Annotated in this window: 23 protein-coding genes; 16 read left to right on the top strand and 7 right to left on the bottom strand. The window is 61.1% G+C overall.

The window, feature by feature from the left end:
• Nucleotides 1-8: 8 nt before the first annotated feature.
• Nucleotides 9-965 carry a zinc ABC transporter substrate-binding protein gene (locus tag IF103_RS00485; protein ID WP_049818686.1) on the top strand — a complete coding sequence of 319 codons (957 nt, stop codon included), beginning with the start codon at nt 9-11 and terminating at the stop codon, nt 963-965.
• 110 nt (nt 966-1,075) lie between these two features.
• Here IF103_RS00485 and IF103_RS00490 read toward each other — a convergent pair whose 3' ends face one another.
• Nucleotides 1,076-2,026, bottom strand: a complete 951-nt coding sequence (locus IF103_RS00490) for a homoserine kinase (RefSeq protein WP_023378023.1) — start codon at nt 2,024-2,026, stop codon at nt 1,076-1,078.
• Nucleotides 2,027-2,095: 69 nt separating this feature from the next.
• Nucleotides 2,096-2,383 (bottom strand): DUF2782 domain-containing protein, encoded by a 288-nt coding sequence (locus tag IF103_RS00495; protein ID WP_023378024.1) that lies wholly within the window; start codon nt 2,381-2,383, stop codon nt 2,096-2,098.
• 74 nt (nt 2,384-2,457) lie between these two features.
• On the opposite strand from IF103_RS00495, the gene polA reads away from it, so the two are divergent.
• The gene (gene polA / locus IF103_RS00500; protein ID WP_023378025.1) at nt 2,458-5,205 is read left to right on the top strand and encodes a DNA polymerase I; all 2,748 of its coding nucleotides are present in this window, start codon (nt 2,458-2,460) and stop codon (nt 5,203-5,205) included.
• Between the two features lie 352 nt (nt 5,206-5,557).
• Here the strand turns inward: polA and yihA are convergent, their stop codons facing one another.
• Nucleotides 5,558-6,190 (bottom strand): ribosome biogenesis GTP-binding protein YihA/YsxC, encoded by a 633-nt coding sequence (yihA, locus tag IF103_RS00505; protein ID WP_023378026.1) that lies wholly within the window; start codon nt 6,188-6,190, stop codon nt 5,558-5,560.
• 193 nt (nt 6,191-6,383) lie between these two features.
• Here yihA and IF103_RS00510 point away from each other — a divergent pair, with 193 nt between their 5' ends.
• The 8 genes from IF103_RS00510 (at nt 6,384) to IF103_RS00545 (ending at nt 14,140) form a co-directional block, all read left to right on the top strand.
• Nucleotides 6,384-6,686 carry a c-type cytochrome gene (locus tag IF103_RS00510; protein ID WP_023378027.1) on the top strand — a complete coding sequence of 101 codons (303 nt, stop codon included), beginning with the start codon at nt 6,384-6,386 and terminating at the stop codon, nt 6,684-6,686.
• 31 nt (nt 6,687-6,717) lie between these two features.
• Nucleotides 6,718-7,335: a c-type cytochrome gene (locus IF103_RS00515; RefSeq protein ID WP_023378028.1), complete on the top strand. Its 618-nt coding sequence runs from the start codon at nt 6,718-6,720 to the stop codon at nt 7,333-7,335.
• A gap of 151 nt (nt 7,336-7,486) precedes the next feature.
• Nucleotides 7,487-8,119, top strand: coding sequence for a thiol:disulfide interchange protein DsbA (dsbA, locus tag IF103_RS00520; RefSeq protein WP_023378029.1), 633 nt, complete (start codon nt 7,487-7,489; stop codon nt 8,117-8,119).
• Between the two features lie 12 nt (nt 8,120-8,131).
• Nucleotides 8,132-8,986 (top strand): endonuclease/exonuclease/phosphatase family protein, encoded by an 855-nt coding sequence (locus tag IF103_RS00525; protein WP_023378030.1) that lies wholly within the window; start codon nt 8,132-8,134, stop codon nt 8,984-8,986.
• Nucleotides 8,987-9,082: 96 nt separating this feature from the next.
• Nucleotides 9,083-11,080, top strand: coding sequence for a GGDEF domain-containing protein (locus IF103_RS00530; protein ID WP_023378031.1), 1,998 nt, complete (start codon nt 9,083-9,085; stop codon nt 11,078-11,080).
• Nucleotides 11,081-11,183: 103 nt separating this feature from the next.
• On the top strand, nt 11,184-11,579 hold the full coding sequence (locus tag IF103_RS00535; RefSeq protein ID WP_023378032.1) for a hypothetical protein: 396 nt from the start codon (nt 11,184-11,186) through the stop codon (nt 11,577-11,579).
• 81 nt (nt 11,580-11,660) lie between these two features.
• Nucleotides 11,661-12,437 carry an N-acetylmuramoyl-L-alanine amidase gene (locus IF103_RS00540; protein ID WP_104883086.1) on the top strand — a complete coding sequence of 259 codons (777 nt, stop codon included), beginning with the start codon at nt 11,661-11,663 and terminating at the stop codon, nt 12,435-12,437.
• A gap of 92 nt (nt 12,438-12,529) precedes the next feature.
• Entirely contained in the window at nt 12,530-14,140 is a 1,611-nt protein-coding gene (locus tag IF103_RS00545) for an EAL domain-containing protein (RefSeq protein WP_023378034.1), read from the top strand.
• 18 nt (nt 14,141-14,158) lie between these two features.
• On the opposite strand, the gene IF103_RS00550 is transcribed toward IF103_RS00545, so the two are convergent.
• Both IF103_RS00550 and algB read right to left on the bottom strand, forming a co-directional pair.
• Nucleotides 14,159-15,937, bottom strand: coding sequence for a KinB sensor domain-containing domain (locus IF103_RS00550; protein WP_023378035.1), 1,779 nt, complete (start codon nt 15,935-15,937; stop codon nt 14,159-14,161).
• Nucleotides 15,934-17,280: a sigma-54-dependent response regulator transcription factor AlgB gene (algB, locus tag IF103_RS00555; protein WP_027906627.1), complete on the bottom strand. Its 1,347-nt coding sequence runs from the start codon at nt 17,278-17,280 to the stop codon at nt 15,934-15,936. The genes IF103_RS00550 and algB overlap by 4 nt, the downstream gene beginning before the upstream one ends.
• 210 nt (nt 17,281-17,490) lie before the next feature.
• Here algB and IF103_RS00560 point away from each other — a divergent pair, with 210 nt between their 5' ends.
• The 6 genes from IF103_RS00560 (at nt 17,491) to IF103_RS00585 (ending at nt 22,887) form a co-directional block, all read left to right on the top strand.
• On the top strand, nt 17,491-18,312 hold the full coding sequence (locus IF103_RS00560) for a BON domain-containing protein (RefSeq protein ID WP_027906626.1): 822 nt from the start codon (nt 17,491-17,493) through the stop codon (nt 18,310-18,312).
• A gap of 175 nt (nt 18,313-18,487) precedes the next feature.
• Nucleotides 18,488-18,772: a hypothetical protein gene (locus IF103_RS00565; protein WP_027906625.1), complete on the top strand. Its 285-nt coding sequence runs from the start codon at nt 18,488-18,490 to the stop codon at nt 18,770-18,772.
• Nucleotides 18,773-18,815: 43 nt separating this feature from the next.
• A complete protein-coding gene (locus IF103_RS00570; RefSeq protein ID WP_003252966.1) occupies nt 18,816-18,977 on the top strand; it encodes a DUF1328 domain-containing protein in 162 nt (53 codons plus the stop codon).
• 2 nt (nt 18,978-18,979) lie between these two features.
• Nucleotides 18,980-19,450 carry an inhibitor of vertebrate lysozyme family protein gene (locus IF103_RS00575; RefSeq protein ID WP_041925428.1) on the top strand — a complete coding sequence of 157 codons (471 nt, stop codon included), beginning with the start codon at nt 18,980-18,982 and terminating at the stop codon, nt 19,448-19,450.
• Nucleotides 19,451-20,186: 736 nt separating this feature from the next.
• Entirely contained in the window at nt 20,187-21,521 is a 1,335-nt protein-coding gene (gene gltP, locus IF103_RS00580; protein WP_023378040.1) for a glutamate/aspartate:proton symporter GltP, read from the top strand.
• A 136-nt stretch (nt 21,522-21,657) separates the two neighbouring features.
• Nucleotides 21,658-22,887, top strand: a complete 1,230-nt coding sequence (locus IF103_RS00585) for a spore maturation protein (RefSeq protein ID WP_023378041.1) — start codon at nt 21,658-21,660, stop codon at nt 22,885-22,887.
• Here IF103_RS00585 and IF103_RS00590 read toward each other — a convergent pair.
• On the bottom strand, nt 22,869-23,492 hold the full coding sequence (locus IF103_RS00590) for an ABC-type transport auxiliary lipoprotein family protein (RefSeq protein ID WP_023378042.1): 624 nt from the start codon (nt 23,490-23,492) through the stop codon (nt 22,869-22,871). The two genes, IF103_RS00585 and IF103_RS00590, sit on opposite strands and share 19 nt — an antisense overlap.
• Complete coding sequence (locus IF103_RS00595; RefSeq protein WP_023378043.1) at nt 23,489-24,427, bottom strand: MlaD family protein; 939 nt, start codon at nt 24,425-24,427, stop codon at nt 23,489-23,491. The genes IF103_RS00590 and IF103_RS00595 overlap by 4 nt, the downstream gene beginning before the upstream one ends.
• Between the last annotated feature and the right edge of the window lie 2 nt (nt 24,428-24,429).

Below are 24,429 nucleotides of genomic sequence, written 5' to 3' on the forward strand. Positions count from 1 at the left end.
GATTCTGGATGGAGACGTTATTATGTTACCTGTTTCTGACGAGTCGAGTATTCATCGTGTCCCGATTCCTTGTGCTTTTTGTCGCTTTCCTCGCCTGTTCGGCGCACGCCGACGTGCGGGTGCTCACCAGTATCAAGCCGCTGCAGCAGATTGCCGCCGCCGTGCAGGACGGCGTAGGTACGCCCGATGTGCTGCTGCCGCCGGGCGCCTCGCCGCACCACTATGCCCTACGCCCCTCCGACATGCGGCGTGTGGGCGATGCTGACCTGTTGTACTGGATCGGGCCGGACATGGAGAGCTTCCTGCCACGGGTGCTGGGCAGCCGCAGCAAGCCCACGGTCGCGGTTCAGTCGCTGCCGGGCATGAGCCTTCGTCACTTCGGCGAGGATAGCCATTCCCATGAGGAAGAAGACCACGACGACCATGATCACGATCACCGGCCGGGTAGCCTGGATGCGCATTTGTGGCTGTCGTCGGTCAACGCCCGGGTGATCGCGACGAAGATGGCCGCCGACCTGGCGTCGGTCGATCCTTCCAACGCGGCGCGCTACCAGGGCAACCTGAAAGCTTTCGTCGAACGTCTGGATGCCTTGGATGCGCGTATCAAGGCGCGGGTATCGGGTATCGCCAACAAGCCGTACTTCGTGTTCCACGAAGCCTTCGACTACTTCGAGGCCTCTTACGGTCTGAAACACGCCGGAGTGTTCACTGTCGCTGCCGAGGTGCAGCCTGGCGCGCAACATGTGGCCGCCATGCGCAAGCGCCTGCAGGAAGTGGGCAAGACCTGTGTCTTCAGTGAGCCACCGCTGCGGCCGCGGTTGGCCGAGACCCTGACGGCAGGGTTGCCGGTGCGCCTGGCCGAGCTGGATGCCCTGGGTGGCACCGACCTGGTGGATGCCGGGGGCTATGAGCGGCTGCTGGAGAAATTGGGTGCTGATCTGGCGGGGTGTCTGGAACAGTTGTAAGCCTGTTCCGACCGCTTCGCGGGTAAACCCGCTCCCACGGCGCTAGCGAAAACTCCCAGGTTATCGCTTTAGTGCAGGAGCGGGTTTACCCACCAAGAGGCAGGCGCGGCCTAGAGCGCGAACGGCAGGTGCAACGCCACCTGCTGACGCTGCGCCAGACGCACCTCGAACTCGTTCGGGTCATGGATCATCACGTCCATGCCGGCGAACGACTCGGCCGCGATCAGTCGCGACAGCCAGAACCGCACGCAGCCGACTCGCAACATCTCTGGCCACAGCTCAGCTTCCGCCGCCGTGAACGGTCGCAGCGCCGCGTAGGCCGCCAGCAGCGCCTGGGCGCGGGGCACATCGATGGCGCCGTGCTCATCCAGGCACCAGTCGTTCACGGTGATGGCGATGTCATACAGCATCGGGCCCGAGCAGGCGTTGTAGAAGTCGATCACACCGGTCAGGTGGGTGCCTTCGAACATCACGTTGTCGCGGAACAGGTCGGCATGCAGGTTGGCCCGGGGCAAGGCCAGGATCTGCGCCTTGTGCGCGGTGATCTCGTCCAGTGCCGGCTGTAGCAGCGCAGCCTGCCCGGCGGTGAGACGCGGCAACAGCTCGGCACCCGATTGCAGCATCCAGTCCAGGCCGCGGTCGGTACGGCGCTCGATGATGCGCTCGCGGGTGGCGAGGTGAATGTGCGCGAGCAGTTCGCCCACCTGAGCGCAATGCTGGTTGTTGGGCGCCTTGATGTGCTTGCCCGACAACCGTGGTTGCAGCAGGGCCGGCTTGCCGCACAGTTCGCGCAGGGCGTTGTCGTCGCGGTCACGCAGTGCATAGGGCACCGGCATGTCTGCTTCGTGCAGAACATCGAGCAGCTCGATGAAGAACGGCATGTCCTCGACCGGGCCCCGTTCGACCAATGTCAGGACGAACTCCCCCTGTTCGAGGCTGACGAAGAAGTTGCTGTTCTCGGTACCGGCGGCAATGCCCTGGAAATCGAGCAAACGGCCCAGCTCGTAGGGCGCCAGAAAGGTTTCCAGCTCAGGCCGGGTCACGGGGGTGAAGACTGACATGATGAAGAGTTGCCCATGCGGGCACTTCCGCCGGGAAGTGCCAGGTTGATGTGAACGGTGCGCGTCAGATTACCACTCGAAGATCTTCCAGGACGGAATCAGCATGTCCGGCTGGTCGGAACGAATGAAATTGCCTTCGGAGCCGTCGGCGCGTACCAGAAAGTAAGGCTTGCCGTTCTTCGGCGTGACCTTGATCGCATACAGGAAGCCGTTTTGCCGATATTCCTGGATGGTTTTGTCGCCTTCCGTGCGAATGGTCACATCGGGATCTGCCGATGGGGCGTCGTCCGCCGCCAGGGTGACGACCGGCGTGGTTGCCAACAGGCCGAGCAGTAACAGGCGAATGGGTGTACGCATGATAACCTTGTCCCTTTGTCGTCATTGATCTGGCTATTCTAGCGCCGGACCCGCCGAAAAGGTTGATTCTCCTCATGAGCCAAGTGCCCCTCGTCCTGGTGGACGGTTCCTCCTATCTCTACCGCGCCTTTCACGCGCTGCCGCCGCTGACCACGTCCAAGGGCATGCCAACCGGCGCGGTCAAGGGTGTGCTGAACATGCTCAAGAGCCTGCGCAAGCAATATCCAGACAGCCTGTTCGCCGTGGTGTTCGACGCCAAGGGCGGCACGTTCCGCGATGCGATGTTCGCCGAGTACAAGGCCAACCGGCCAAGCATGCCCGACGATTTGCGGGTACAGGTCGAACCGCTGCACGCCAGTGTGAAGGCCCTGGGCTACCCCCTGTTGTGCGTCGAAGGCGTCGAAGCCGACGACGTGATCGGCACCCTGGCTCGCAGCAGTGCCACCGCTGGCCGGCCGGTGATCATCTCGACCGGTGACAAGGACATGGCGCAGTTGGTCGACGGGCACGTCACACTGGTGAACACCATGACCGGGAGCGTGCTGGACGTGGCGGGCGTGCGCGAAAAGTTCGGTGTCGGGCCCGAGCACATCATCGACTTCCTTGCCCTGATGGGCGACAAGGTCGACAACATCCCCGGCGTGCCGGGCGTGGGCGAAAAGACGGCGGTCGGCCTGCTGACAGGGATCGGCGGTGGTCTGAGCGACCTGTACGCTAACCTCGACAAGGTGGCGGCCCTGCCGATCCGTGGTGCCAAGACCCTGCCAGCCAAGCTCGAAGAGCATCGCGATGCCGCGTTTCTGTCGTATGAGTTGGCCACCATCAAGGTCGACGTGGCGCTGGAAATCGACGTCGATGACCTGGTCTGCGGCGAACCCGACCGCGAGGCGCTGCTGGCGCTGTACACCGAAATGGAATTCAAGAGCTGGATCGCCGAGGTCCAGCGTGACGCCAGCCAGGCCGGTGAAGCCCTTGAACCGGTCGAGGCACCGGCGGCCAAGGTTGAACCTAAATACGAAACCATCCTCGACCAGGCTCGCTTCGATGCCTGGCTTGAGAAGCTGCGCCAGGCCCAGCTGTTTGCCTTCGACACCGAAACCACCAGCCTGGATGCACAGCAGGCACAGTTGGTGGGCCTGTCGTTCGCAGTCGAGCCCCATGAGGCGGCCTATGTGCCGCTGGCCCACGACTACGAAGGGGCCCCGACGCAGCTGGACCGCGAGCAAGTGTTGAAGGCGCTCAAGCCGTTGCTGGAGGACCCAGGCAAGGCCAAGGTCGGTCAGAACGCCAAGTACGACATCAATATTCTCGCCAATTGCGAGCTGGCCATTCAGATGCGTGGCGTCGCCTATGACACCATGCTCGAATCCTACGTGCTGGATTCCACTGCCACCCGTCACGACATGGACAGCCTGGCGCAGAAATACCTCGATCACACCACCATTACCTTCGAGCAGATTGCGGGCAAGGGTGCCAAGCAGCTGACCTTCAACCAGATTCCCCTGGAAAAGGCCGGCCCCTATGCTGCCGAGGACGCCGATATCACCTTGCGTCTGCACCAGGCGCTGCAGGCGCGCCTGGCCAAGACCCCGAGCGTGCAGCCGGTTCTGATGGACATCGAGATGCCGCTGGTGCCGGTGCTGGCCAAGATCGAGCGCCAGGGGGCATTGGTCGATGCCGAACTGCTGAAGATCCAAAGTGGCGAGCTGGGTGTGAAAATGGCCGAGCTGGAGCGCCGCGCCTTCGAGTTGGCTGGCGAGGAGTTCAACCTGGGTTCGCCCAAGCAGCTGGGTGCCATCCTGTACGACAAGCTGGGCATGCCCGTGCTGAGCAAGACTGCCAAAGGGCAGCCTTCCACCGCTGAAGCGGTGCTCGATGAACTGGCCGAACAGGGTTACCCGCTGCCCGAAGTACTGATGCAGTACCGCACCCTGAGTAAACTCAAGAGCACCTACACCGACAAGCTTCCAGGGCAGATCAACCCGCGTACTGGGCGCATCCACACCTCGTACCAGCAAGCCGTGGCCGCGACCGGGCGCCTGTCGTCCAGCGACCCGAACCTGCAGAACATCCCGATCCGCACGGCCGAAGGCCGACGCATTCGTCAGGCCTTCATTGCCAGCCCCGGTTACAAGCTGCTGGCGGCGGACTACTCGCAGATCGAGCTGCGCATCATGGCTCACCTGGCCAAGGACGAAGGCCTGCTGCATGCCTTCCGCAACAACCTCGATGTCCACCGTGCGACTGCCGCCGAAGTCTTCGGTGTGGCACTCGAGGCGGTCACCACGGACCAGCGCCGCAGCGCCAAGGCCATCAACTTCGGCTTGATCTACGGTATGAGCGCCTTTGGACTGGCCAAGCAGATCGGTGTCGATCGCAAGCAGTCACAGGACTACATTGACCGTTATTTCGCCCGCTACCCCGGTGTGCTGGCCTACATGGAGCGCACGCGTGCCCAGGCGGCCGAGCAAGGCTTCGTCGAGACCCTGTTCGGACGCCGCCTGTACCTGCCGGACATCAACGCCAAGAACCCAGCCTTGCGCAAAGGCGCCGAACGCACGGCGATCAACGCGCCGATGCAGGGCACCGCAGCCGATATCATCAAGCGGGCGATGGTGAATGTGGACAACTGGCTCACCCAGAGCAATCTGGATGCCCGTGTGATCCTGCAGGTTCACGACGAACTGGTACTCGAAGTGAAAGAGGGTCTGGTCGAGCAGGTGAAAGATGAAATTCGCACGCAAATGAGCAATGCCGCGCAGCTGGATGTTCCGCTGCTGGTAGAGGTAGGCGTGGGCTCGAATTGGGACGAAGCTCACTGATTACGCTGGAAAAGCTGTGTAGGATCGGGGATGTGTGCCGCGGATCCGAAGCAGGCCTCGGGCCTCTGGTTCTGAAGTTTCATGAAACTATCGCAAATAGTTTTGAGGGCTTCGGAACTAAATCGGTGAAACGGGGCTCAGAGTAACTGAATGGCTGGTGAAGCCTTTCGATGCTCCTATGTTGTGTTAAGTGTTGGCAGATACCCGGACCCCGCCCTAGCGGTCCGGACTTGAACCCCAGACTTCCCCCTCCCCATATGAAGTCCGGGGTTTTTTTTGCCCGGAATTTGACCAGCCGGTACACACCCGCAGGAGCGGGTGGGCCCGCTCCTGCAGGGTGGTTGTGCTCACTTCAGGCAGTTGGCTTGTCTTCGAGCTCCATCCAATCCGCCAGCACGCGGTAGGCATCCTCGACTCCCAGGCGCTTGGGCGCCGAGAACAGCTGGATGGTCACACCGTCGCCCCAACCCTTGCGAATTTCCGACTGCACCTTGAGCAAGGTGTTCTTGCCGGCACCGTGGGTCAGTTTGTCGGCCTTGGTCAGCAGAATGTGCATCGGCATGCCGCTGGCCTTTGCCCAGTCGAGCATCATCTTGTCGAAGTCGGTCATGGGGTGACGCACGTCCATCATCAGGATGACGCCACGCAGGCACTCGCGGCTGCCCAGGTAGGCCTCCAGGTGGCGCTGCCAGTGCTGCTTGAGCGGGATCGGGACTTTTGCATATCCGTAACCCGGCAGGTCGACCAAACGCCGTTCATCGTCCAGACTGAAGAAATTCAACAGCTGGGTGCGCCCTGGGGTCTTCGAGGTGCGCGCCAGGCTGGCATGAGTCAGGGTATTGAGGGCACTGGACTTGCCGGCGTTGGAGCGACCGGCGAAAGCCACCTCGTAACCCTGGTCGTCCGGACATTGTTCGACCTTGGCTGCGCTGAGGGCGAATTTGGCTTTCTGGCAGAGGCCGAGGATGGGGTTCTTGACTTGCATGGGATATCCGATGTGGGTGTTGCCAAGGCCGAAGCCGGCAAGCGGTGTCGTTTCCGTTTGGATGGCGGAAGTATATAATGCCCCAGTTTTTGTGTGCTCATTCTCCCAGCGAAGGAGATCGAGCATGGGGTGTCGAACAATAGCTCGCGCATCAGAACGCAGCGCGGCCCCCAACCCTGTCAGGTCGTTCCGCATGGCGAAATGGCTGCTTGCTGTCGGTATGTTCCTACCGTTTTTCAGCGCACAGGCTACACAGGATCCCGAGGCGTTGTACAACCGCACGTGTGCGGCCTGTCACGCCGGGCAGTTGCCACAGGCACCCAAGCGGGGTGACCGGGCAGCCTGGGAGCCAAGGCTGGCGCAAGGTGTGAACACACTGGTGGCGCATGTTACCCAGGGTTTCAAGGCTATGCCGCCGCGTGGATTGTGCATGGACTGCAGTGCCGAGGACTACCGTTTGGTCATCCTTTGGATGAGTGGCAGTCCCGATACATAACATTTCACCCTTAGCCGTGTTGGATTAGCTGATGAACAAACTAGTCGTGAGTCTGCTGTTGACCATGGGTGTCGCAGGTGCGGCCACTGCTGCTGACCCCATCAAAGGCGATGCCGCCGCCGGCCAGGCCAAGACGGCCGTCTGTGGTGCCTGCCACAACCCCGACGGTAACAGTCTGGCGCCGAACTTCCCGAAACTGGCCGGCCAAGGCCAGCGCTACCTCGAAAAACAACTGCATGACATCAAGTCCGGCAAGCGTACCGTGCTGGAAATGACAGGCATGCTCGCCAACTTCAACGACCAGGACCTGGCCGATATCGCCGCCTATTTCTCCAGTCAGAAAGGCAGCGTGGGGGCGGCCGATCCAAAACTGGTCGAGCGGGGCCGTGCCCTGTTCAACGGCGGTGACCTTGAGAAAGGCATGCCGGCCTGTACCGGCTGCCACTCGCCCAATGGCGCTGGCATCGCCCTCGCCGGCTTCCCGCACCTGGGGGGCCAGCATGCGCAGTACGTGACCAAGCAGCTCACGGACTTCCGCGAAGGCAATCGCACCAATGATGGCGATGCCATGCCCATGCGCTCGATTGCCGGCAAGCTGAGCAACAAGGATATCGAGGCGTTGTCCAGCTACATCCAGGGCCTGCATTAACATTCGGTTAATGCTGTACGGCAAAGATGAAAGGGCGGCCGGACCGCCCTTTTTTCAGTCCGCAGCCGTTACACTACAGAACTCGGGCCCTTCCCGACCTGTCTGAATTCAGGTCGCGTCGAGGCGACCAATGACTGCTCAGGAGTAAAGCATGCGTAAACTGATTCTCAGCGCTGCGCTGGTCGCTGCCAGCGTATTCGGTATGACTGCCGTCCAGGCTGCGGAGCCCGTGGCCGGCAAGGAATACATCGAGCTGAGCAACCCTGTTCCGGTATCCGTGCCTGGCAAGATCGAAGTGATCGAGCTGTTCTGGTACGGCTGCCCACACTGCTACCACTTCGAGCCGACCATCAACCCATGGGTAGACAAGCTGCCCAAGGACGTCAATTTCAAACGCGTTCCGGCAATGTTCGGCGGCCCATGGGATGCCCATGGCCAGATGTTCCTGACTCTCGAAGCCATGGGTGTGGAGCACAAGGTGCACGCCGCCGTGTTCGATGCCATCCAGAACCAGCGCAAGCGTCTGACCGACCCTGCCGACATGGCTGACTTCCTCGCTACCCAGGGCGTCGACAAAGACAAGTTCCTGGCGACCTACAACTCCTTCGCCATCAAAGGCCAGGTCAACCAGGCCAAGGAGCTGGCGAAAAAGTACGAAATCACGGGTGTACCGAGCATGGTGGTCAACGGCAAGTACCGCTTCGACCTGGGTACCGCAGGCGGTCCGGAAGGCGTCCTGAACGTCGCCGACCAACTGATCGCCAAGGAGCGCGCCGCTAAGTAAGCGGCGAACCCTATGCCCCGCTTCAGAAACACGCGTGGCATTGGCCTGCATCAGCCGCAGGTCAACGAACATCACCTGCAGGCCCCTGGCCTGCCCGAGGATGGCCGCCTGCGGTTGCTGAGCTTCAACATTCAGGTCGGCATCAGCACCGAGCGTTACCGTCATTACCTGACCCGTAGCTGGCAGCATTTGCTGCCGCACAACGGGCGGGCGGGCAACCTGCAAAAGATCGGCGAGCTGCTCAACGATTTTGACCTGGTGGCCCTGCAGGAGGCCGATGGCGGCAGCCTGCGTTCAGGCTTCGTCAACCAGGTCGAGCACTTGGCCCAGTTGGGCGCCTTCCCCTACTGGTACCAGCAGCTCAATCGCAACCTCGGGCGGTTCGCCCAGCACAGCAACGGGGTGCTCAGCCGCCTCAAACCGCATCTGCTGGAAGACCATCCGTTGCCTGGCCCGGCTGGGCGAGGGGCAATTCTGGTGCGATTCGGCGAGGGCGACGACGCGCTGATCGTGGTGATGATGCACCTGGCACTGGGGGCGAAGACCCGTGCCAGGCAGTTGGCCTACATTCGCGAGCTGATCGGCGGCTATCGTCACCAGGTGTTGATGGGCGACATGAACACCCATGCCACCGACCTGCTCGACCACTCGCCTCTGCGCGATCTGGGCCTGATCGCCCCGCAGGCCGAGGCCACCTTCCCCAGCTGGCGCCCTCAGCGCTGCCTGGACCATATCCTGCTCAGCCCGAGCTTGACCCTCGAACGGGTCGAGGTGCTGGCGCAGCCAATTTCCGACCACCTTCCCGTCGCTGTCGAGATCCGATTGCCTGAAGCATTGACTGTGGATACGCTGCCGGTCCTGAGGTAGATCAGCAGAAGCGTTTCGAGCGCTCAAGTGTTCGAAGCGTTCGCCGAAAGCGTGTAATCACAGCTCATAGATGCATCACTTTTTGCGGATCCAGGCATGACCATCGACGCCGAGCGCTGGAAAGAAAAATATCTAAAAAGCATCGAACAGCAGGAAAAGCTCGAGCGTCGCTGGAATGCTCGACTTGACCTGTTGCGCCGGGGCCTGGTGCGCAGCACCCTGGCAGCCGAAGGCAGCGACAAGGCGGTCGACCAGTGCATGAAGGAAATGCGCGAGGTGATCCGCAGCGACAACATGGACGCCGGCCTGGCCGGCCTGATTCCGCGCCTGGAAAAAGCCGTTCTGGATTCCGAGCAGCGACGTGAAACACGGATGAACCAGGTCCGCGATGCGCTCACGTCATTGGTAAGCCAGTTGCAAACGCTGCCATTGCCGGGTGATGTATCCAGATCATTGAAAAAGCTGGCCAAGAAACTCGATGGCGGCGTAAGCCAGTCCCGCGACCTGCCTCCTTTACTCGGCGAGCTCAGCGGTCTGCAAGGGCTCGCCCTGTCCACGCTGAGCAAACCCGAGGAAGAAGCCCGGCCGGGGTTTCTGCAGCGCCTGTTCGGTAATCGCGAAATCGAACAGCAGGGTGAGCAGGCACTGGTCCATGCAGACCAGGCAGCGGCCGATGTTCCCGCGGTACCTCCTTCGCTCGACGTCGCGCCCGCGCCGCCAGCTTCCGATGTAGTCGAGGCACCAGCGCCCGATGTGGATGAGCTGCAGCCGCTTGCGGCGCAGCTGCAAGCGCCTGCCGAGCCCGTGAGTGCCGAGCAGCCCCAAATGCCGGAAGCCGTTGCAGAGTCGGAACCGACCGTGCTGTCCGAGCCTGCACTGGTCGAGAACCAACGCCATGAGCCACCGGCGGCCCCACCCGCTGCGCCGTTGCCCGTGTCTGAGCAGCTCCAGGAAGGCGAGCTGCCTTCACTGGTCGACGCTTCGTTGCAGGTCGAGGATGCTGCTGGCGAGGACGGCCCCTATGCCTTGCCCGACGCTGTCGAACCACCTTACAGCCAGGTCGCTGCGCATATCGAGCAGACCCTGATTGGCCTGCTCGACGACCTGAGCCTGCCCGAGCGCCACAAGGCACAAGCCCTGGCAATGCGCGAGCGGGTGGCGCGCGGCTTGAACTGGTATGAGCTGATCCCGGTTCTCGACGACCTGGCAGTGCTCATGCTGGCCATTACCGACAGCGGTCAGCACGAATTCGAGGCTTACCTGCAACAGCTCAACGAGCGCCTGGAGAATTTCCAGAGCCACTTGCAGGAAGCCAGTGCCGGACACGCCGACAACAGTACCGCTGCCCGTGAGCTGGACAGCCAACTGCGCGAACAGGTCGATGGCCTGCAAAGTAGCGTACAGGGCGCGGCGGACCTGGAAAGCCTCAAGCACATCCTGGAAAACCGTCTTGAGGGGTTGTCTGTCACCATTGACGATCATCAGCGTGAGCGCGACCGCCGCGAACAGGAACTGGCAGGGCGCCTGCAGGGCCTGGCCGAACGTGTGGCCAGTATGGAGCAGGAAGCCCTTGGCTACCGTGAGCATCTGGAGGAGCAACGGCAGAAGGCGCTTATCGACCCGCTCACCGGCTTGCCGAACCGCGCAGCCTGGGCCGAGCGGGTCGAGCGCGAGGTCCAGGACTGGCAGGAGGGTGGCGGGCATCTGCTGATGGCTATCCTTGACCTGGACCATTTCAAGCGCATCAACGACGGCTACGGCCACCTGGCCGGCGACAAGGTGCTGAAGATCGTTGCCGACCAACTGCGCAAGCGGCTGCGAGGCCAGGATTTCATCGCCCGCTTTGGCGGTGAGGAGTTCGTCCTGTTGTTGCCGCAGACCTCCCCGGCTGCCGGTCAACAATTCGCCGAAGTGCTACGCGCGGCCATCGAGGCGTGCCCATTTCACTTCAAGGGCGAGCGCGTGGTGATCACCGCTTCCATTGGCGTGAGCGCTTTCCGCTCCGGCGAGCGTGCCGACCAAGTGCTCAAGCGTGCCGACGACGCCTTGTACCGGGCGAAGGACCTGGGGCGTAACCGGGTCGAAATGGCATAAACAAGTACCGCATTCATCGCGCCTACGAGGTCGAGACTGCGTAACCGACATGTGCACTGTCGTGCATGTCGTTACGGAACGATCTCTGATGAGGAGCCGAGCGATGAAAGCATTCAAAGCGTGGGTTGTACTAATGATGGGGTTGGCCTACCAGGCCTCTGCCCTGGCCAATGAAACCTGGTGGACCGCACACATTGGCGGTGACGGCAGTGTGTTGCGCCAATGGCCAAAGTGGATCGAAAGGGTCGAGCACAAACCTCAGGACAACTACTTCACCCAATACACGCTGTTCTTCAACAAGCGCATCGTGCATCAGGACCCCGGCTTCTGCTCGGTCTCGCCGATCGATGCCAGCAGCGAAAACAGGCTGGTACATGGCTACGCCAAAGTGATCGGCAAGCCATTGGCCGAGCAGGCAACGGTGCTGACCCAACTGGTGGATGTGAAAGGCCCCAGTGGCGACAACTCGATGGAATTCCTGGTGCTGTGCACACGCTGAATCACTCTTTAGCCTAATGGCCGGGAAGGAGCACGTTATACTGTAGCGACGATGTAGACTCCTCCAGACGTGCTCCCACCGATGAAAACCTTATTCACCGCTTGCATGCTGTTGATCCTAGCGGGCTGTTCCACAGGCCTGCGCATCGACCGCAGCCATGTTTCCGCCAACCAGGACGACCGAATCCAGTTCGTGGTCCTGCATTACACCAATGCGTCCCTTGAACGTTCCCTGGCGCTGCTGACCCATGGTGAGGTCAGCAGTCATTACCTGATAGGTGACGGCCCGGCGACGGTCTACCAGTTGGTCGACGAGAGCCGTCGGGCCTGGCATGCCGGTGACAGCCAGTGGCAAGGTCGAACCTGGCTCAATTCGAGCTCCATCGGCATCGAGATCGTCAATCCTGGTTTCACCGACACCCCCAATGGTCGGGTCTGGCACCCTTACAGCGAGGCGCAGATCCAGTCGCTGATCGCCCTGCTCAACGATATCGTCAAACGCAATCACATCGAGCCGCGCCACATTATTGGCCACAGTGATATCGCACCATTACGCAAACTGGACCCCGGGCCGTTGTTCCCCTGGAAGCGCCTGGCCGAAGCGGGCCTCGGGATTTGGCCAGACGCCGCGGCGGTAGCACGCCAGCAAGCATATTTCAGTGCTAATCCCCCCACGATCGGCTGGTATCAGCAAGAATTAGCCCGTTTTGGTTACGCAATCGAGCAAACCGCAGAGCTGGACGTTGCCACCCGCCATGTGATCGCTGCATTCCAGATGCGCTTCCGTCCAGCGCGTTTCGATGGCATGCCGGACGCACAGACAGCCGCAATTCTGCAGGTGCTCAACCGCATGCGTTAGTCAGGCGCCCCCACGCGCCTTAATCACCGCTCAACGGGCAGGCTGAGTGTCAAACCAGTTGCTATACCTTGTTAATCAACTGGATGCTAGCGATGTCAGCCTTGCTCACTGCACTGCGCCAATTTTTTTACCGTCCCTGGATGCTGGCCACCTTGGCAGCGTTGGCCAGTGGCGCAGTGCTGCTGACTGCCAGCTTCGGTATCGCCCTGCAACAGATGAAGCAGAACGAAAGTGCGCAAATGAATGCGCAGGGCGACCGATTTCTCGAGCGGCTAGAGCAGGTATTCGGCCAGCTGCGCGAGGGCGTCGATGCGTTGCAGGCGCAGCCCTTGCGCGGCTGTGACGCGGCGATGTTGCAGGCCTTGCAGGCAGTCGGCCTCGGGTCGCGCTTTATTTATGAGGCCGCATACATCGACGGCAACATCGCCTGTTCGAATCGGGGGGGTGAAAGGCTCATCGAATCCTTGCGGGCGCCAGACATTCGAGGCCCCACCTACAGCTATTGGTTGAACACCACCACCGAGCCTGATGAAAACCTGGCGGCGCTGATGTTGGGGCGCGGCAGGTTCGTGGTTTCGACATCCCGTGGGCACCTGACCGATGTGGTCGACTTGCCCCCCGGCGGCAGCTTGCTGGTCGTGCTCGACAATGGTGCCCGAGCCATCCCGGTGCTGGGCCCGCCGCAAGTCTGGCCGCCCGCTGCTGCCTGGCCTTCCAGCGAGAACACGCTACTCGAACTGAGCGACCGTCTTATCTATCGCATGCCGACGAAATCGCCGGATTACCAGTTGGTGCTGATCGCTCCACGGGCGAGCCTGCCATTGAAAATGAACGGCATGCTCTGGTTGCTGATTCCTGGCAGCCTGTTGGCGGCCTGCTGCATCGGTTGGCTGGTGCTGCAGCTGGTGCAGCAGCGGCGCTCGATGAGTTCCGAATTGCAGAACGCTCTACGCCGTGGCGAACTGCAAGTGCTTTACCAGCCCATATTCGAACTCGACAGCCGACGATGCGTGGGGGCCGAGGCGTTGGTGCGCTGGCGCCGCCCAGACGGGACGCTGACCAGCCCGGATTTGTTCATTCCCCTGGCCGAGAACACCGGGCAGATATGCCAGATCACCGACTTCGTCCTGCAGCGTGTGCTCGAACAACTTGGGCAGTTGCTGCGTTCGCACCCCAACCTGTACATCTCGGTCAACCTCGCTGCCTGTGATGTGATGGTGCCGCGCATCGGGCGAGTCGCTGCACGGTTATTGGCGTTGCACCGGGTGTCGGCCAGCCAGATCGCCTTCGAGGTTACCGAGCGGGGGCTGATCGACGTGGTAGTGGCCCGTGACAATCTGCAGGCGTTGCGGGCCGTGGGGCACCAGGTGCTGATCGATGATTTCGGCACGGGATATTGCAGTCTGGCCTACCTGCAGACCTTGCCCGTGGATTGCCTGAAGATCGACAAGGCCTTCATCGATGCACTGGGGCACGATGCCGCCAGTAGCGGAGTTGCACCGCACATCATTCGCATGGCCCATGACCTGCACCTGCGAGTGATTGCCGAAGGCATCGAATGCGAAGACCAGGCCGAGCTGCTCAACAGCGAAGGGGTGAACTACGGCCAGGGCTGGTTGTTCGCCCATCCACTTAACGCACGGCAGTTCGCCGAGCTGGTGACCCGCGGAAGACAGGTTGCAGCTCGGCGGGGTGAAAACTGACTTGCGTTGGGCGAGGGTTCAGACAGGCAGCGCCATATAGAATTGGGTGCCTTGTCCGGGGCGGGAAAACACGCCCATGCGCCCCCCATGCAGTTGCACGATCTCCTTGCACAATGCAAGGCCCAGCCCTGCGCCGCCCTTCTTGCGGCCCACCTGCACGAACGGTTCGAAAATTCGGCCTTGCTGCCCATAGGCGATACCTTCGCCATTGTCTTCGACACTGATGATCACTCGCTCTGCGTGCCGCCGTGCATGCAGGCGGATCTTTCCACCGTTTGGAGTATGGCGAATGGCGTTGTGCAGCAGGTTGTCCATTACCCGGTCGAGTTGGGCGACGTCGGCCTGTATGCGTGGCAATGGCGGTTCCAGGACGTTGACCAATTCGATTTGCTTATGCGCAGCCTGCTCGGTGAAGCGTGCCTTGGCGCGTTCAAGCAGGTCGTCGATGGGGCAAGGCGCCAGTTCGAGTTTTTGCAGCCCACTTTGATAGCGTGAAAAGTTCAGCAGGTCATTGATCAACTGGGTCAGACGCTGCATCTCTTCGCCGATGGTTTCGATCAGGTCGTACTCGCGTGCATCCGGGGGGAATGTCAGGCGTTCGCGAAGCAGGCCGAATGCCATGTGCATGCCGGTGATCGGCGTGCGCAGCTCATGGGAGGCACGCAGTACGAACTCGCTGCGTACACGCTCGAAGGCGCGCTGCTCGGTCACATCGTGCAGCACCATCACCGCGCCCAGAATTGGCCCCTGTGGATGGCTGACCGGTGTCAGGCTATAGGTCAGCAGCCGAGACTCTTCGTCGACTTCGATCTGCAGGTCGTCAGGGGGGCGATCGAGGTTGCCGCCGCGCAATACCTGTCGCAGTTGATGTTCCAGCTCCGGGCGCTGCAGGGCGTCGGCCAGGCTGCTGCCCACACGGCTGTCGCTCCAGCCCAGCTGACGCTGTGCTACCGGGTTCAGATGCTCCAGATGGCCTTGGCGGTCGATGATCAGCAAGCCATCGTCGATGCTGTCGAGCACAGCCTGCAGGCGCTGCTGGCCGGCCATCAATTCATCGACATTGGTTTCCTGGTGCTTGCGCAGCGCTTCGGCCATCAACCCGAAACGGCGAGTCAACTGGTTCAGCTCGGCTGCCTGGGTGACCGGCAGGGTGACGTTGAAGTTGCCTTTGCCCAGTTGGTCGGCGGCCTGGGCCAGGGCCTCGATCGGTTGGCCCAGGCGGCGGGCGATCTTGTGTGCGGTGACGAACCCTAGCGCCAGTACTACAAGGCCGATCAGGCCAAGCAGGCCACTGACCAGCAGGGCGCGGCTGCGCGTCTGCTCTTCGCTGCGGATGATGAGCTCTAGCGTTTGCCTGTGGGAGTCGATCAGGTCGGTGCGCACTTGACCAAACGCCGCGCCAAGCGGTTGATCCGCACCCATGCTTCGAGCCGGATTGGCGCTTTCCCGATAGGCCCGCAGAAAGCTTTGAAAATGGCTACTGGCCTTGCTGAAGCTGCTCTGTTCACCACCCTGAGCTAGACCCTGATCGAGCAGGGCCTGGAAGTTGTCCTGCAGCGATTGCAGATGCTCGGGGACGGTATCTTCATCGAGGATCAAGGTCAGTTGTTCGCCTAGGTTCTGCCGCAACTTGAGGCCGATTTCCAGGGCGTGGGTCGCTTCTTTCACCAACTGCTGCTGTACCGTCGCCATTTGCATCACGCTGACCAGACCCAGGGTCAGGCCAAGCAGAGATGCTGTAACGAGCGTTGAAATGCTTAGAAAAAGCCGCGTGCGCAGCTTCATCGACCATTTCATAAGTTGTACTGCTTACGCTTGCGGTACAGGGTGGAGGCATCGATACCCAAGGTCTTGGCGGCTTGGTCCAGCGTATCGCTGGTGGCCAGCACCGCGCCGATATGGGCGCGCTCCAGCTCATCCAGACTGAGGGGCGCGCCGATCCGAGGGGTGTTGCCTGCAGGTTGTTCACCCATTCCCAGGTGGCTCATTTCCACCCACTCCTGCGGGCAGATGATGCTGGCCCGCTCCACCACGTTACGCAGTTCGCGGATGTTGCCCGGCCATCGGTAATTGAGCAACGCAGTGCGAGCTTGCTCACTGAAGCCTCTGGCGGGGCGGGAGTATTCCTTGACGAAGCGGGCCAGGAAGCGCTCGGCCAGGGTCAGGATATCCTCGCTGCGCTCCCGCAGAGGTGGCAGGTGCAACGTGATGACGTTGAGACGGTACAGCAGGTCTTCGCGGAAACGGCTTTCGCGCACCATTTCTTCCAGGTTCAGGTTGGTGGCCGCGAGAATCCGTACGTCGGCTCGCCGGGTGACCGGATCGCCTACCCGCTCGTATTCCTTATCCTGGATGAAACGCAGCAGCTTGGGTTGCAGGGTCAGCGGGAAATCGCCGATCTCGTCGAGGAACAGCGTACCGCCATCGGCCTGGCTGACGCGCCCCAATGTGCTCTCGCTGGCGCCGGTGAAGGCACCACGGGTATGGCCGAACAGTTCGCTTTCCATCAGCTCGGCGTTCAGTGATGGGCAGTTGATGGTGACGCATGCCTTGCGTGCCCGCTTGCTCCAACCATGAATCGCCCGGGCCAGTTCGCCCTTGCCGGTGCCCGATTCTCCCAGAATCAGGATATTGGCATCGGTGGTGGCGACTTGGCGGGCAGTCTCCAGGACAGCCATCATCGCCGGGCTGTGCGAATCCAGCCCGTCCTTTGGTTTGCGTACTTCGCCTTCGAGGGCTTCCAGCCGCGCCGACAGCTGGCGCACTTCCAGTTGTTTGGCCGTGGCCAGGCGCAACTGGTCGGGGCTGCAGGGCTTGACCAGATAGTCGGCAGCCCCGGCCTGAATGGCGTCCACCGCCGTGTCGACTGCGGAATGAGCGGTGACGATCACCACCCGCATCCACGGCGCTTGGATGCGCATCTGGGCCAGTACGTCCAGGCCGTTGTCATCGCCCAGGCGCAAATCCAGGAAGCACAGGTCGAACACCTGGCGCTGAAGCAAGGCTTCGGCCTGGGCGGCGCTGCTTGCGGTGGACACGCTGTAGCCTTCGTCCTCGAGGCAATAGCGGAATGTACGCAGGATAGCGGACTCATCATCCACCAGCAGAATGCGGCCTTGGGTGTCCTGGGCTGACTCCATTTCCTGCGCTCCTTAGGATGTGTCTTCAATTAGTGTGGGAAAAATCGGGCAAGTTGCATGGTCAATATTGACGGATTCTGTCCTTTGCATGCTAGCCAATGGCCCATCTTCGCGGTGAAGCCGCGATATCTCGATGATTGGCTTAGAGGTGTCGAATGGCACATTGGTTGCGAAGATTTTTAGCTTTTGCCTACAGAAGGAGGTGCAGTCATGCCCTTTTCCTACCGCCTGGCCGTGTTCGCGGTCACGCTGCTACCAGCATTCCCCCCAGCTTTCGCTGACCCTGTGAATGACGCTCGCCTGGAGGGTGCCCTGCAAACGGCGTTGGCGTTGAACAGCATGCTGAACCCGTTTCGTATCCAGGTAGAGGTCGACGGCCAGCAGGCCCGACTGGCCGGCGAAGTCGAGAACGAGGTCGAGCGACAGCTTGCAGAAAAGGTTGCCCTTGCCACTCGGGGGATCGAAGAGGTCGACAATCAGCTGCGGATCAACGCCGACCTGGTGGAACGACCGCTTGAACTGCGTGCCTACGCGCAGCGTCTGGAGGATGCGACGCTGGCGGCGAAGATAAAGGCGCGGCTGCTTTGGAGCCACACCACCGAGCAGGCACCTATAGACGTGCAAAGCAGTGAGGGCGTGGTGACTTTGCGAGGCAAGGTCGATAGCGCGCAGGCCAAGGAGTTGGCGGGTGTTCTGGCGCGGACCACCGAGGGTGTGTATCTGGTCAACAACCTGGTCAGCCTGGACAGCGCAGCCATGGCCAAGGCCAGGGAAACGCCTGTGGGAGCGCAAACCGGGCCGCAACCCAGTGACCGCTGGGTGGTGGACAAGATCCAGGCCAGTTTCAGGTTCAGTCGCAATCTCGATGGCTTGAATATAAAGGTGGACTGCGAGCAGGGGCTCGTCAGGCTTTCTGGCGAAGTGGTCAGTCGCGAGCAGAAGAGCATCGCGGTGGAAACCGCTCGACAGATCTCTGGAGTGCGTGGCGTCGACGCCGACCTGCTGAAAGTAGCCACCAAAGTAGAGGGTTGAATCGTGCAATACGCACGATGCCAGAGGGGGCATCGTGCAGGATACGTCCCCTGCGCCTTGCGGCTTGTTTCATAAGTAAATGATTTATAAAGCTTTTTATTAAAATAAAAGTCTGGCATGCAGGCTGCAATTACCTGTTCAGGTTTGAACAAGAATTACAGCAGGAGAAGCCGGCATGAACCGCCCATCCGTGGACCGTTTCCAAGCTGCAGCATTACCCATTCGCCAGGCGTTGTTTCTTGCACTGGCGCTGCTGTTGACGCTGGCTGCCGGTCTCTTTCACTACAGCTGGCAGACCGCACGGCTGTCCGAGCAAGTGGCGGCTCAAACGGCGTTGATCATGCAGATCCAGTCGACCCGTGCCAACACGCTGGTGAAGGCAGCCGATCCTTTGCCTTCGGCCAAGACTTCCCCTGCCACTCTCGAAAACGTCGTGCCGCAGGACCGTTGGGTGTTCTGAGGCACGCTGACGGGCTGATTTCAAAAAAGAAAGGAGAACCACCATGCTGAGCTGGGCTATCACTTTCCTCATCATCGCCATTGTCGCTGCTGTGCTGGGCTTCGGTGGCATTGCCGGCGCTGCCACTGGTATCGCGAAGATCCTGTTCATTGTCTTCCTGGTGCTGTTCGTAGCCTCCTTCTTCTTTGGACGTGGTCGAGGTTGAAGATGAGCAGGATGCTTCGCAACGCCCTGGTTACCGCCCTGCTGTTGGGCGGTAGCGCAGGGGCGATAGCGGCCAATGACGGCCAGGTCCGGGTCGACCAACTGCTGGGCTCGGACCCCCAATATCGCGAGACGTGGCAGCACACCATCGAGGACGAGGAGCGGCTGCCAGACTGGGTCATCAACCTGAGCGGCAGTGCCCAGGAGCAGATGTCGGCGGTCACCGAGGACGGTGATCGCTACCTGGTCGGTCCTTTGTGCGAATCGGCGGACAAGTGCACCTACAAACGCCTCATCGTGGCCTTCAGCTGGGATAAGGACGATGCCTACGGGATGCTCGTGGAGGTGCCCGAAGGCCTGCCGAGCGACAAGTCGCCGACCCGCCATGCACAGTACCGCTGGTTGGGCGACCCGGATGACGGCATGAAGGCAATGCTGCAAGAGCAACTCAAGCGCGATCCGAAGTGGTACTGACACCGATGCGCGCGCTGTCACGAAATAGAAGCTGAACCTTTCTATATTTCACGCTTCTATGATGCGCTGCCCCGAGGAGGGGCTGCACATGACCAAGGGGTCGGGCTGTTCTGATTGTTGCAGGATCGGAGTGGCCTAGGGGTACAGGGAGTGCCTCCAGCAATGGGCCGGGTCAGGAAAGGCAGATTCGGAAGTCCCGGACCGGTCGTGTCTTCAAAGCTGAAAGACACTTCGGACCGGTCGGGCTTCCGAGACGCCATAGGGATTTGTCCCATTCCCTTTCTGGATTTTTCCTACGAGACACATTTTGTCTCGACCGTATATCCATTTTTTTTCGTCTGCCGAGAGGGCGCAAGAGGTGTCATTTCGGCCATTCGGATTGTCGAACAAGCCATTTTCAGCCCGGCTTGGGTACGGTCAAATCTGCCTAAGAATGGCGGTTTGGTCTTGTTCGGGATTCCGAACGTTACAAATCAAAGGCTTGAGAACAGTGGTTTAAGGACAGAAGCGTTATGCATATTCGGCATAGGGTATCTGTTTCCGGCATTAGATTTCCCCCTTCCCCATCGCAATAGTTGCGGCCTTTTTTCGCTGGTCGAGCACCCGAATGCTCGGCAGCGGTGTCTTTACATGCGGTCTCCGGTTGGAATCAAAACGCTAACGAAGACGTTAAGAACGGCTCTGTTACGCGCCTCTCCAGCCGGCTCCCATGACCACTACAACAAAGGGTAATGACATGAAGAAGGCAAAACTGAGCCTCGCCTGGCAGATTGTGATCGGTCTGCTTCTGGGCGTTGCAGTCGGCGCGCTACTGAACCATTTCAGTGCAGAAAAGGCATGGTGGATCAGCAACGTACTCCAGCCCGCCGGCGACATCTTCATTCGCCTGATCAAGATGATCGTCGTCCCGATTGTGATTTCGTCGCTGATCGTGGGCATCGCCGGGGTAGGCGACGCGAAGAAACTGGGCAGCATCGGCCTGAAGACCATCATCTACTTCGAAGTGGTGACCACCATCGCCATCGTCGTCGGCTTGGTGTTGGCGAACCTGTTCCACCCGGGCGCTGGCATCGACATGAGCACCCTGGGTACCGTCGATATCTCCAAGTACCAGGCCACTGCGGCCGAAGTGCAGCATGAGCACGCGTTCATCGAGACCCTGCTCAATCTGATCCCGTCCAATATCTTCGCAGCGCTGATGCGTGGCGAGATGCTGCCGATCATCTTCTTCTCGGTCATGTTCGGCATGGGTCTGTCGAGCCTCAATGCCGACCTGCGCGAGCCGCTGGTGCGTACCTTCCAGGGCGTGTCGGAGACCATGTTCAAGGTCACCCACATGATCATGAACTACGCCCCGATTGGCGTGTTCGCCCTGATCGCCGCTACCGTCGCCAACTTCGGTTTCGCCTCGCTGCTGCCCCTGGCCAAGCTCGTGCTGCTGGTGTACTTCGCCATCGCTTTCTTCGCCTTCATGGTGCTGGGCCTGGTAGCGCGCGTATTTGGCTTCTCGATCATCAAGATCATGCGCATCATGAAAGACGAGCTGATCCTCGCCTACTCGACCTCCAGCTCCGAGACCGTCCTGCCGCGCGTGATCGAGAAGATGGAGAAGTACGGTGCGCCGAAGTCGATCTGTTCGTTCGTGGTACCGACTGGCTACTCGTTCAACCTCGACGGTTCGACCCTGTACCAGAGCATCGCAGCGATCTTCATCGCCCAGCTGTACGGTATCGACCTGTCGATCGGCCAGCAACTGATGCTGGTACTGACCCTGATGGTCACCTCCAAAGGTATCGCTGGCGTGCCGGGCGTGTCCTTCGTGGTCTTGCTGGCTACCCTGGGCAGCGTGGGTATTCCGCTGGAAGGCCTGGCGTTCATCGCCGGTGTCGACCGCATCATGGACATGGCCCGTACCGCGCTGAACGTGGTGGGTAACGCACTGGCCGCCGTGGTCATTGCCCGCTGGCAGGGTATGTACGACGCTCAGAAAGGCGAGGCGTATTACACATCGCTGGTGCAGGCTGCAGGCAAGAAAGAAGCCGTAGTCGTCGGCGAAACCGCCAAGCACTAAGCCTCACGTACTGAACGAAGAGCCCCGACTTGTCGGGGCTTTTTGTTGTCTGAGGGCGTTACGGGCTGCATCAGGGACGCAGCCCTCGCGGATAATCTCCGCTATCATTCGGGCATTTTTCAGGGGGAATACACGGATGCTCAACGGCCTTTGGCTCGGCTTTTTCCTGGTGGCGGCGGTGTCCGCGCTGGCCCAGTGGCTGTTGGCTGGCAATGCCGGTATTTTCGCCGCGATGGTCGAGAGCATCTTCGCCATGGCCAAATTGTCCGTCGAGGTCATGGTCTTGCTGTTCGGCACCCTGACCCTTTGGCTGGGCTTTCTCAAGATCGCTGAAAAGGCCGGAATCGTTGAATGGCTGGCAAAAGTCCTCGGCCCGTTGTTCGCACGGCTGATGCCGGAGGTGCCGCCGGGGCACCCTGCGCTTGGCCTGATCACCATGAACTTCGCTGCCAATGGCCTGGGCCTGGACAACGCTGCTACGCCAATCGGCCTCAAGGCCATGCGTGCCCTGCAGGAGCTCAACCCCAGCAGCACCACCGCGACCAACGCACAGATCCTGTTCCTGGTGCTCAATGCCTCGTCCCTGACGCTGCTGCCGGTTACCATCTTCATGTACCGCGCCCAGCAAGGCGCGCCCGACCCGACCATGGTGTTCCTGCCAATTCTTCTGGCCACCAGTGCCTCTACCCTGGTGGGCCTGCTGTCGGTCGCAGTGATGCAACGCCTGCGGCTATGGGACCCGGTGGTGCTGGCGTATCTGGTTCCTGGCGCGTTGTTGCTGGGCGCCTTCATGGCGTTTCTCGGCACATTGTCCGCCGCCGCCCTGGCAAGCCTGTCATCGATCTTGGGCAACCTCACGTTGTTCGGCGTGATCATCCTGTTTCTGCTGGTTGGCGCGCTGAAGCGGGTGAAGGTCTATGAAGCCTTCGTCGAGGGAGCCAAGGAAGGCTTCGACGTTGCCAAGAGCCTGCTGCCATACCTGGTAGCGATGCTGGTGGCCGTCGGCGTGCTGCGTGCCTCGGGGGCGCTGGAGATTGCGCTGGATGGCATACGCCACGCGGTGAACTGGATGGGGCTCGATACCCGTTTCGTAGAGGGGTTGCCAACGGCGCTGGTCAAACCGTTCTCGGGCAGTGCCGCGCGCGCCATGCTGATCGAGACCATGCAGACGCAAGGGGTGGACAGCTTCCCGGCGCTGGTGGCAGCGACCATTCAGGGCAGCACCGAAACGACTTTCTACGTGCTGGCGGTCTACTTCGGTGCGGTTGGCATCCAGCGCGTGCGCCATGCGGTTGGCTGCGCGCTGCTGGCCGAACTGTCCGGCGTGATTGCGGCGATCTTCGTCTGCTACTGGTTCTTCGCCTGAGCCTGGGCACTGCGGGCCACTGTCCAGTCCACCACCTGCGAGGCCAGTTGGTCGCTGGCCGCGCCAAAACCTGCCACCACTGCTGAGACCTCGGTGCCGGCCAGCGGCTGGTGGATCTCGAAGCGCTTGCTGGCGAGGATGCGCTGGCTACGGCCCTGAACCAGTCGTGCGTCATAGCGGATCACCACCTCTACCGTACCGCCCGGACGATACTCGCTCTGGAAAGCCTGCAGCTCACCTGCCAGTTCGTAGTCGGCCTGCAGGTTGCTATCGTCGGCGCTCAGGCGCTGTACCCGGCCGTCACGCTGGAACCCATCGAGCAGCCGGTTACGCACCAGCAGGGGCGTCGGGTCGCTCCAGCGGGCGCCCTTGTAGCTGCTGATCACATTACCTTGGGGGATCACGGCGATACGCGGCCCGGCGAGCACTTCACTGGCCAGTGGCTTGTTCAGGCGCAGTGACCAGTCCACCGCCACCACGTTTCGGCTGGCTTGGCTCACTGGCAGGCGGTAGATATCCACAGGCTCGGTTTTCGGCAGGATTGAGCAGGCCGTGGCCAAGCCCATCGTGGCCGCCAGGGCCATCACGCGCAGCAACGGTTTCATGGCTGGAACTCCTTGTTGTTGTCGCGGCCCAGCAGGTAACCACTCGGGTCTGCCTCCAGGCGCCGGGAAATGCCCTTGAGCGCATTCAGGGTTTCACGTAGCTCGCGTATGGCGGGGGCTAGCTGATCGAGGCCCTGGGCGCCTCCATCGAGGGCTTCGCGGTTGTCCTTGAGCAGCTCGTTGATGGTCGCTGTGCTTTCGGCGAGCGACTGCATGGCTTGCTCGGCGCTCCCGAAGGCCTGCCTGCCCTCTTTGCCCAGTAGGCCGTTGGCGTTGTGCATCAGCGCCTGGGTCTCTGCCAAGGTGGCGCTGGCCTGCTTGCCGACTTCGGCCAATTGCTCGATCGCCTGGGCAATGCCGCCTTTCTGGCTGGCGAAGGCACCGGTGGTTTGTTCCAGGTTGGACAAGGTGTTGCTCAGTCGGTCGATATTGCTTTCCGAGAACATCTGGTTGGCGTTGTGCAACAGCATGTTGATGTTCGTCACCAGGTCGCTGCTGTCATTGAGCAGACGCGAAATGGGCGAAGGCGAGGCGATGATGACGGGTAGCTTGCCGTCCTTGCCCTTGAGTTCCGGGCTCTTCGGCGTGCCGCCGCTGAGCTGGATGAACGAGTTGCCGGTCACCCCAGCCAGGGTCAGTTTGGCCTGGGTGTCTTCCTTGACGGGTGTATCGCCACTGAGGCGCACACGGGCCAGTACACGGCGTGGGTCCTTCGGATCGAGGCGCAGGCTGGTGACGTCGCCGACCTTGATCCCGTTGTATTGCACCGGGCTGCCCCGGGACAAGCCAGAGACCGCTTCGTTGAAGACGACTTCATAGTCCTTGAACGCGTCGTCGACGCTGGACTTTGTCAGCCACAGACCAAAAAGCATGGCGCCGGCCACCACCAGGACGGTGACCAGGCCGATCAGGACGTGATGAGCTCGGGTTTCCATTG

Origin of the sequence: Pseudomonas sp. SK2 (assembly GCF_016772395.1) — a bacterium.
Taxonomy (GTDB): domain Bacteria; phylum Pseudomonadota; class Gammaproteobacteria; order Pseudomonadales; family Pseudomonadaceae; genus Aquipseudomonas; species Aquipseudomonas taiwanensis.

What these genes read in the sequence shown, in the direction of transcription:
- IF103_RS00590 (WP_023378042.1), bottom strand. Translation starts at nt 23,492, where the DNA reads ATGAAACCGTTGCTGCGCGTGATGGCCCTGGCGGCCACGATGGGCTTG.
- IF103_RS00595 (WP_023378043.1), bottom strand. Translation starts at nt 24,427, where the DNA reads ATGGAAACCCGAGCTCATCACGTCCTGATCGGCCTGGTCACCGTCCTG.
- IF103_RS00515 (WP_023378028.1), top strand. Translation starts at nt 6,718, where the DNA reads ATGAACAAACTAGTCGTGAGTCTGCTGTTGACCATGGGTGTCGCAGGT.
- yihA (WP_023378026.1), bottom strand. Translation starts at nt 6,190, where the DNA reads ATGCAAGTCAAGAACCCCATCCTCGGCCTCTGCCAGAAAGCCAAATTC.
- IF103_RS00570 (WP_003252966.1), top strand. Translation starts at nt 18,816, where the DNA reads ATGCTGAGCTGGGCTATCACTTTCCTCATCATCGCCATTGTCGCTGCT.
- gltP (WP_023378040.1), top strand. Translation starts at nt 20,187, where the DNA reads ATGAAGAAGGCAAAACTGAGCCTCGCCTGGCAGATTGTGATCGGTCTG.
- IF103_RS00540 (WP_104883086.1), top strand. Translation starts at nt 11,661, where the DNA reads ATGAAAACCTTATTCACCGCTTGCATGCTGTTGATCCTAGCGGGCTGT.
- polA (WP_023378025.1), top strand. Translation starts at nt 2,458, where the DNA reads ATGAGCCAAGTGCCCCTCGTCCTGGTGGACGGTTCCTCCTATCTCTAC.
- IF103_RS00565 (WP_027906625.1), top strand. Translation starts at nt 18,488, where the DNA reads ATGAACCGCCCATCCGTGGACCGTTTCCAAGCTGCAGCATTACCCATT.
- IF103_RS00485 (WP_049818686.1), top strand. Translation starts at nt 9, where the DNA reads ATGGAGACGTTATTATGTTACCTGTTTCTGACGAGTCGAGTATTCATC.
- IF103_RS00560 (WP_027906626.1), top strand. Translation starts at nt 17,491, where the DNA reads ATGCCCTTTTCCTACCGCCTGGCCGTGTTCGCGGTCACGCTGCTACCA.
- dsbA (WP_023378029.1), top strand. Translation starts at nt 7,487, where the DNA reads ATGCGTAAACTGATTCTCAGCGCTGCGCTGGTCGCTGCCAGCGTATTC.
- IF103_RS00585 (WP_023378041.1), top strand. Translation starts at nt 21,658, where the DNA reads ATGCTCAACGGCCTTTGGCTCGGCTTTTTCCTGGTGGCGGCGGTGTCC.
- IF103_RS00575 (WP_041925428.1), top strand. Translation starts at nt 18,980, where the DNA reads ATGAGCAGGATGCTTCGCAACGCCCTGGTTACCGCCCTGCTGTTGGGC.
- IF103_RS00495 (WP_023378024.1), bottom strand. Translation starts at nt 2,383, where the DNA reads ATGCGTACACCCATTCGCCTGTTACTGCTCGGCCTGTTGGCAACCACG.
- IF103_RS00535 (WP_023378032.1), top strand. Translation starts at nt 11,184, where the DNA reads ATGAAAGCATTCAAAGCGTGGGTTGTACTAATGATGGGGTTGGCCTAC.
- IF103_RS00490 (WP_023378023.1), bottom strand. Translation starts at nt 2,026, where the DNA reads ATGTCAGTCTTCACCCCCGTGACCCGGCCTGAGCTGGAAACCTTTCTG.
- algB (WP_027906627.1), bottom strand. Translation starts at nt 17,280, where the DNA reads ATGGAGTCAGCCCAGGACACCCAAGGCCGCATTCTGCTGGTGGATGAT.
- IF103_RS00530 (WP_023378031.1), top strand. Translation starts at nt 9,083, where the DNA reads ATGACCATCGACGCCGAGCGCTGGAAAGAAAAATATCTAAAAAGCATC.
- IF103_RS00550 (WP_023378035.1), bottom strand. Translation starts at nt 15,937, where the DNA reads ATGAAATGGTCGATGAAGCTGCGCACGCGGCTTTTTCTAAGCATTTCA.
- IF103_RS00510 (WP_023378027.1), top strand. Translation starts at nt 6,384, where the DNA reads ATGGCGAAATGGCTGCTTGCTGTCGGTATGTTCCTACCGTTTTTCAGC.
- IF103_RS00525 (WP_023378030.1), top strand. Translation starts at nt 8,132, where the DNA reads ATGCCCCGCTTCAGAAACACGCGTGGCATTGGCCTGCATCAGCCGCAG.
- IF103_RS00545 (WP_023378034.1), top strand. Translation starts at nt 12,530, where the DNA reads ATGTCAGCCTTGCTCACTGCACTGCGCCAATTTTTTTACCGTCCCTGG.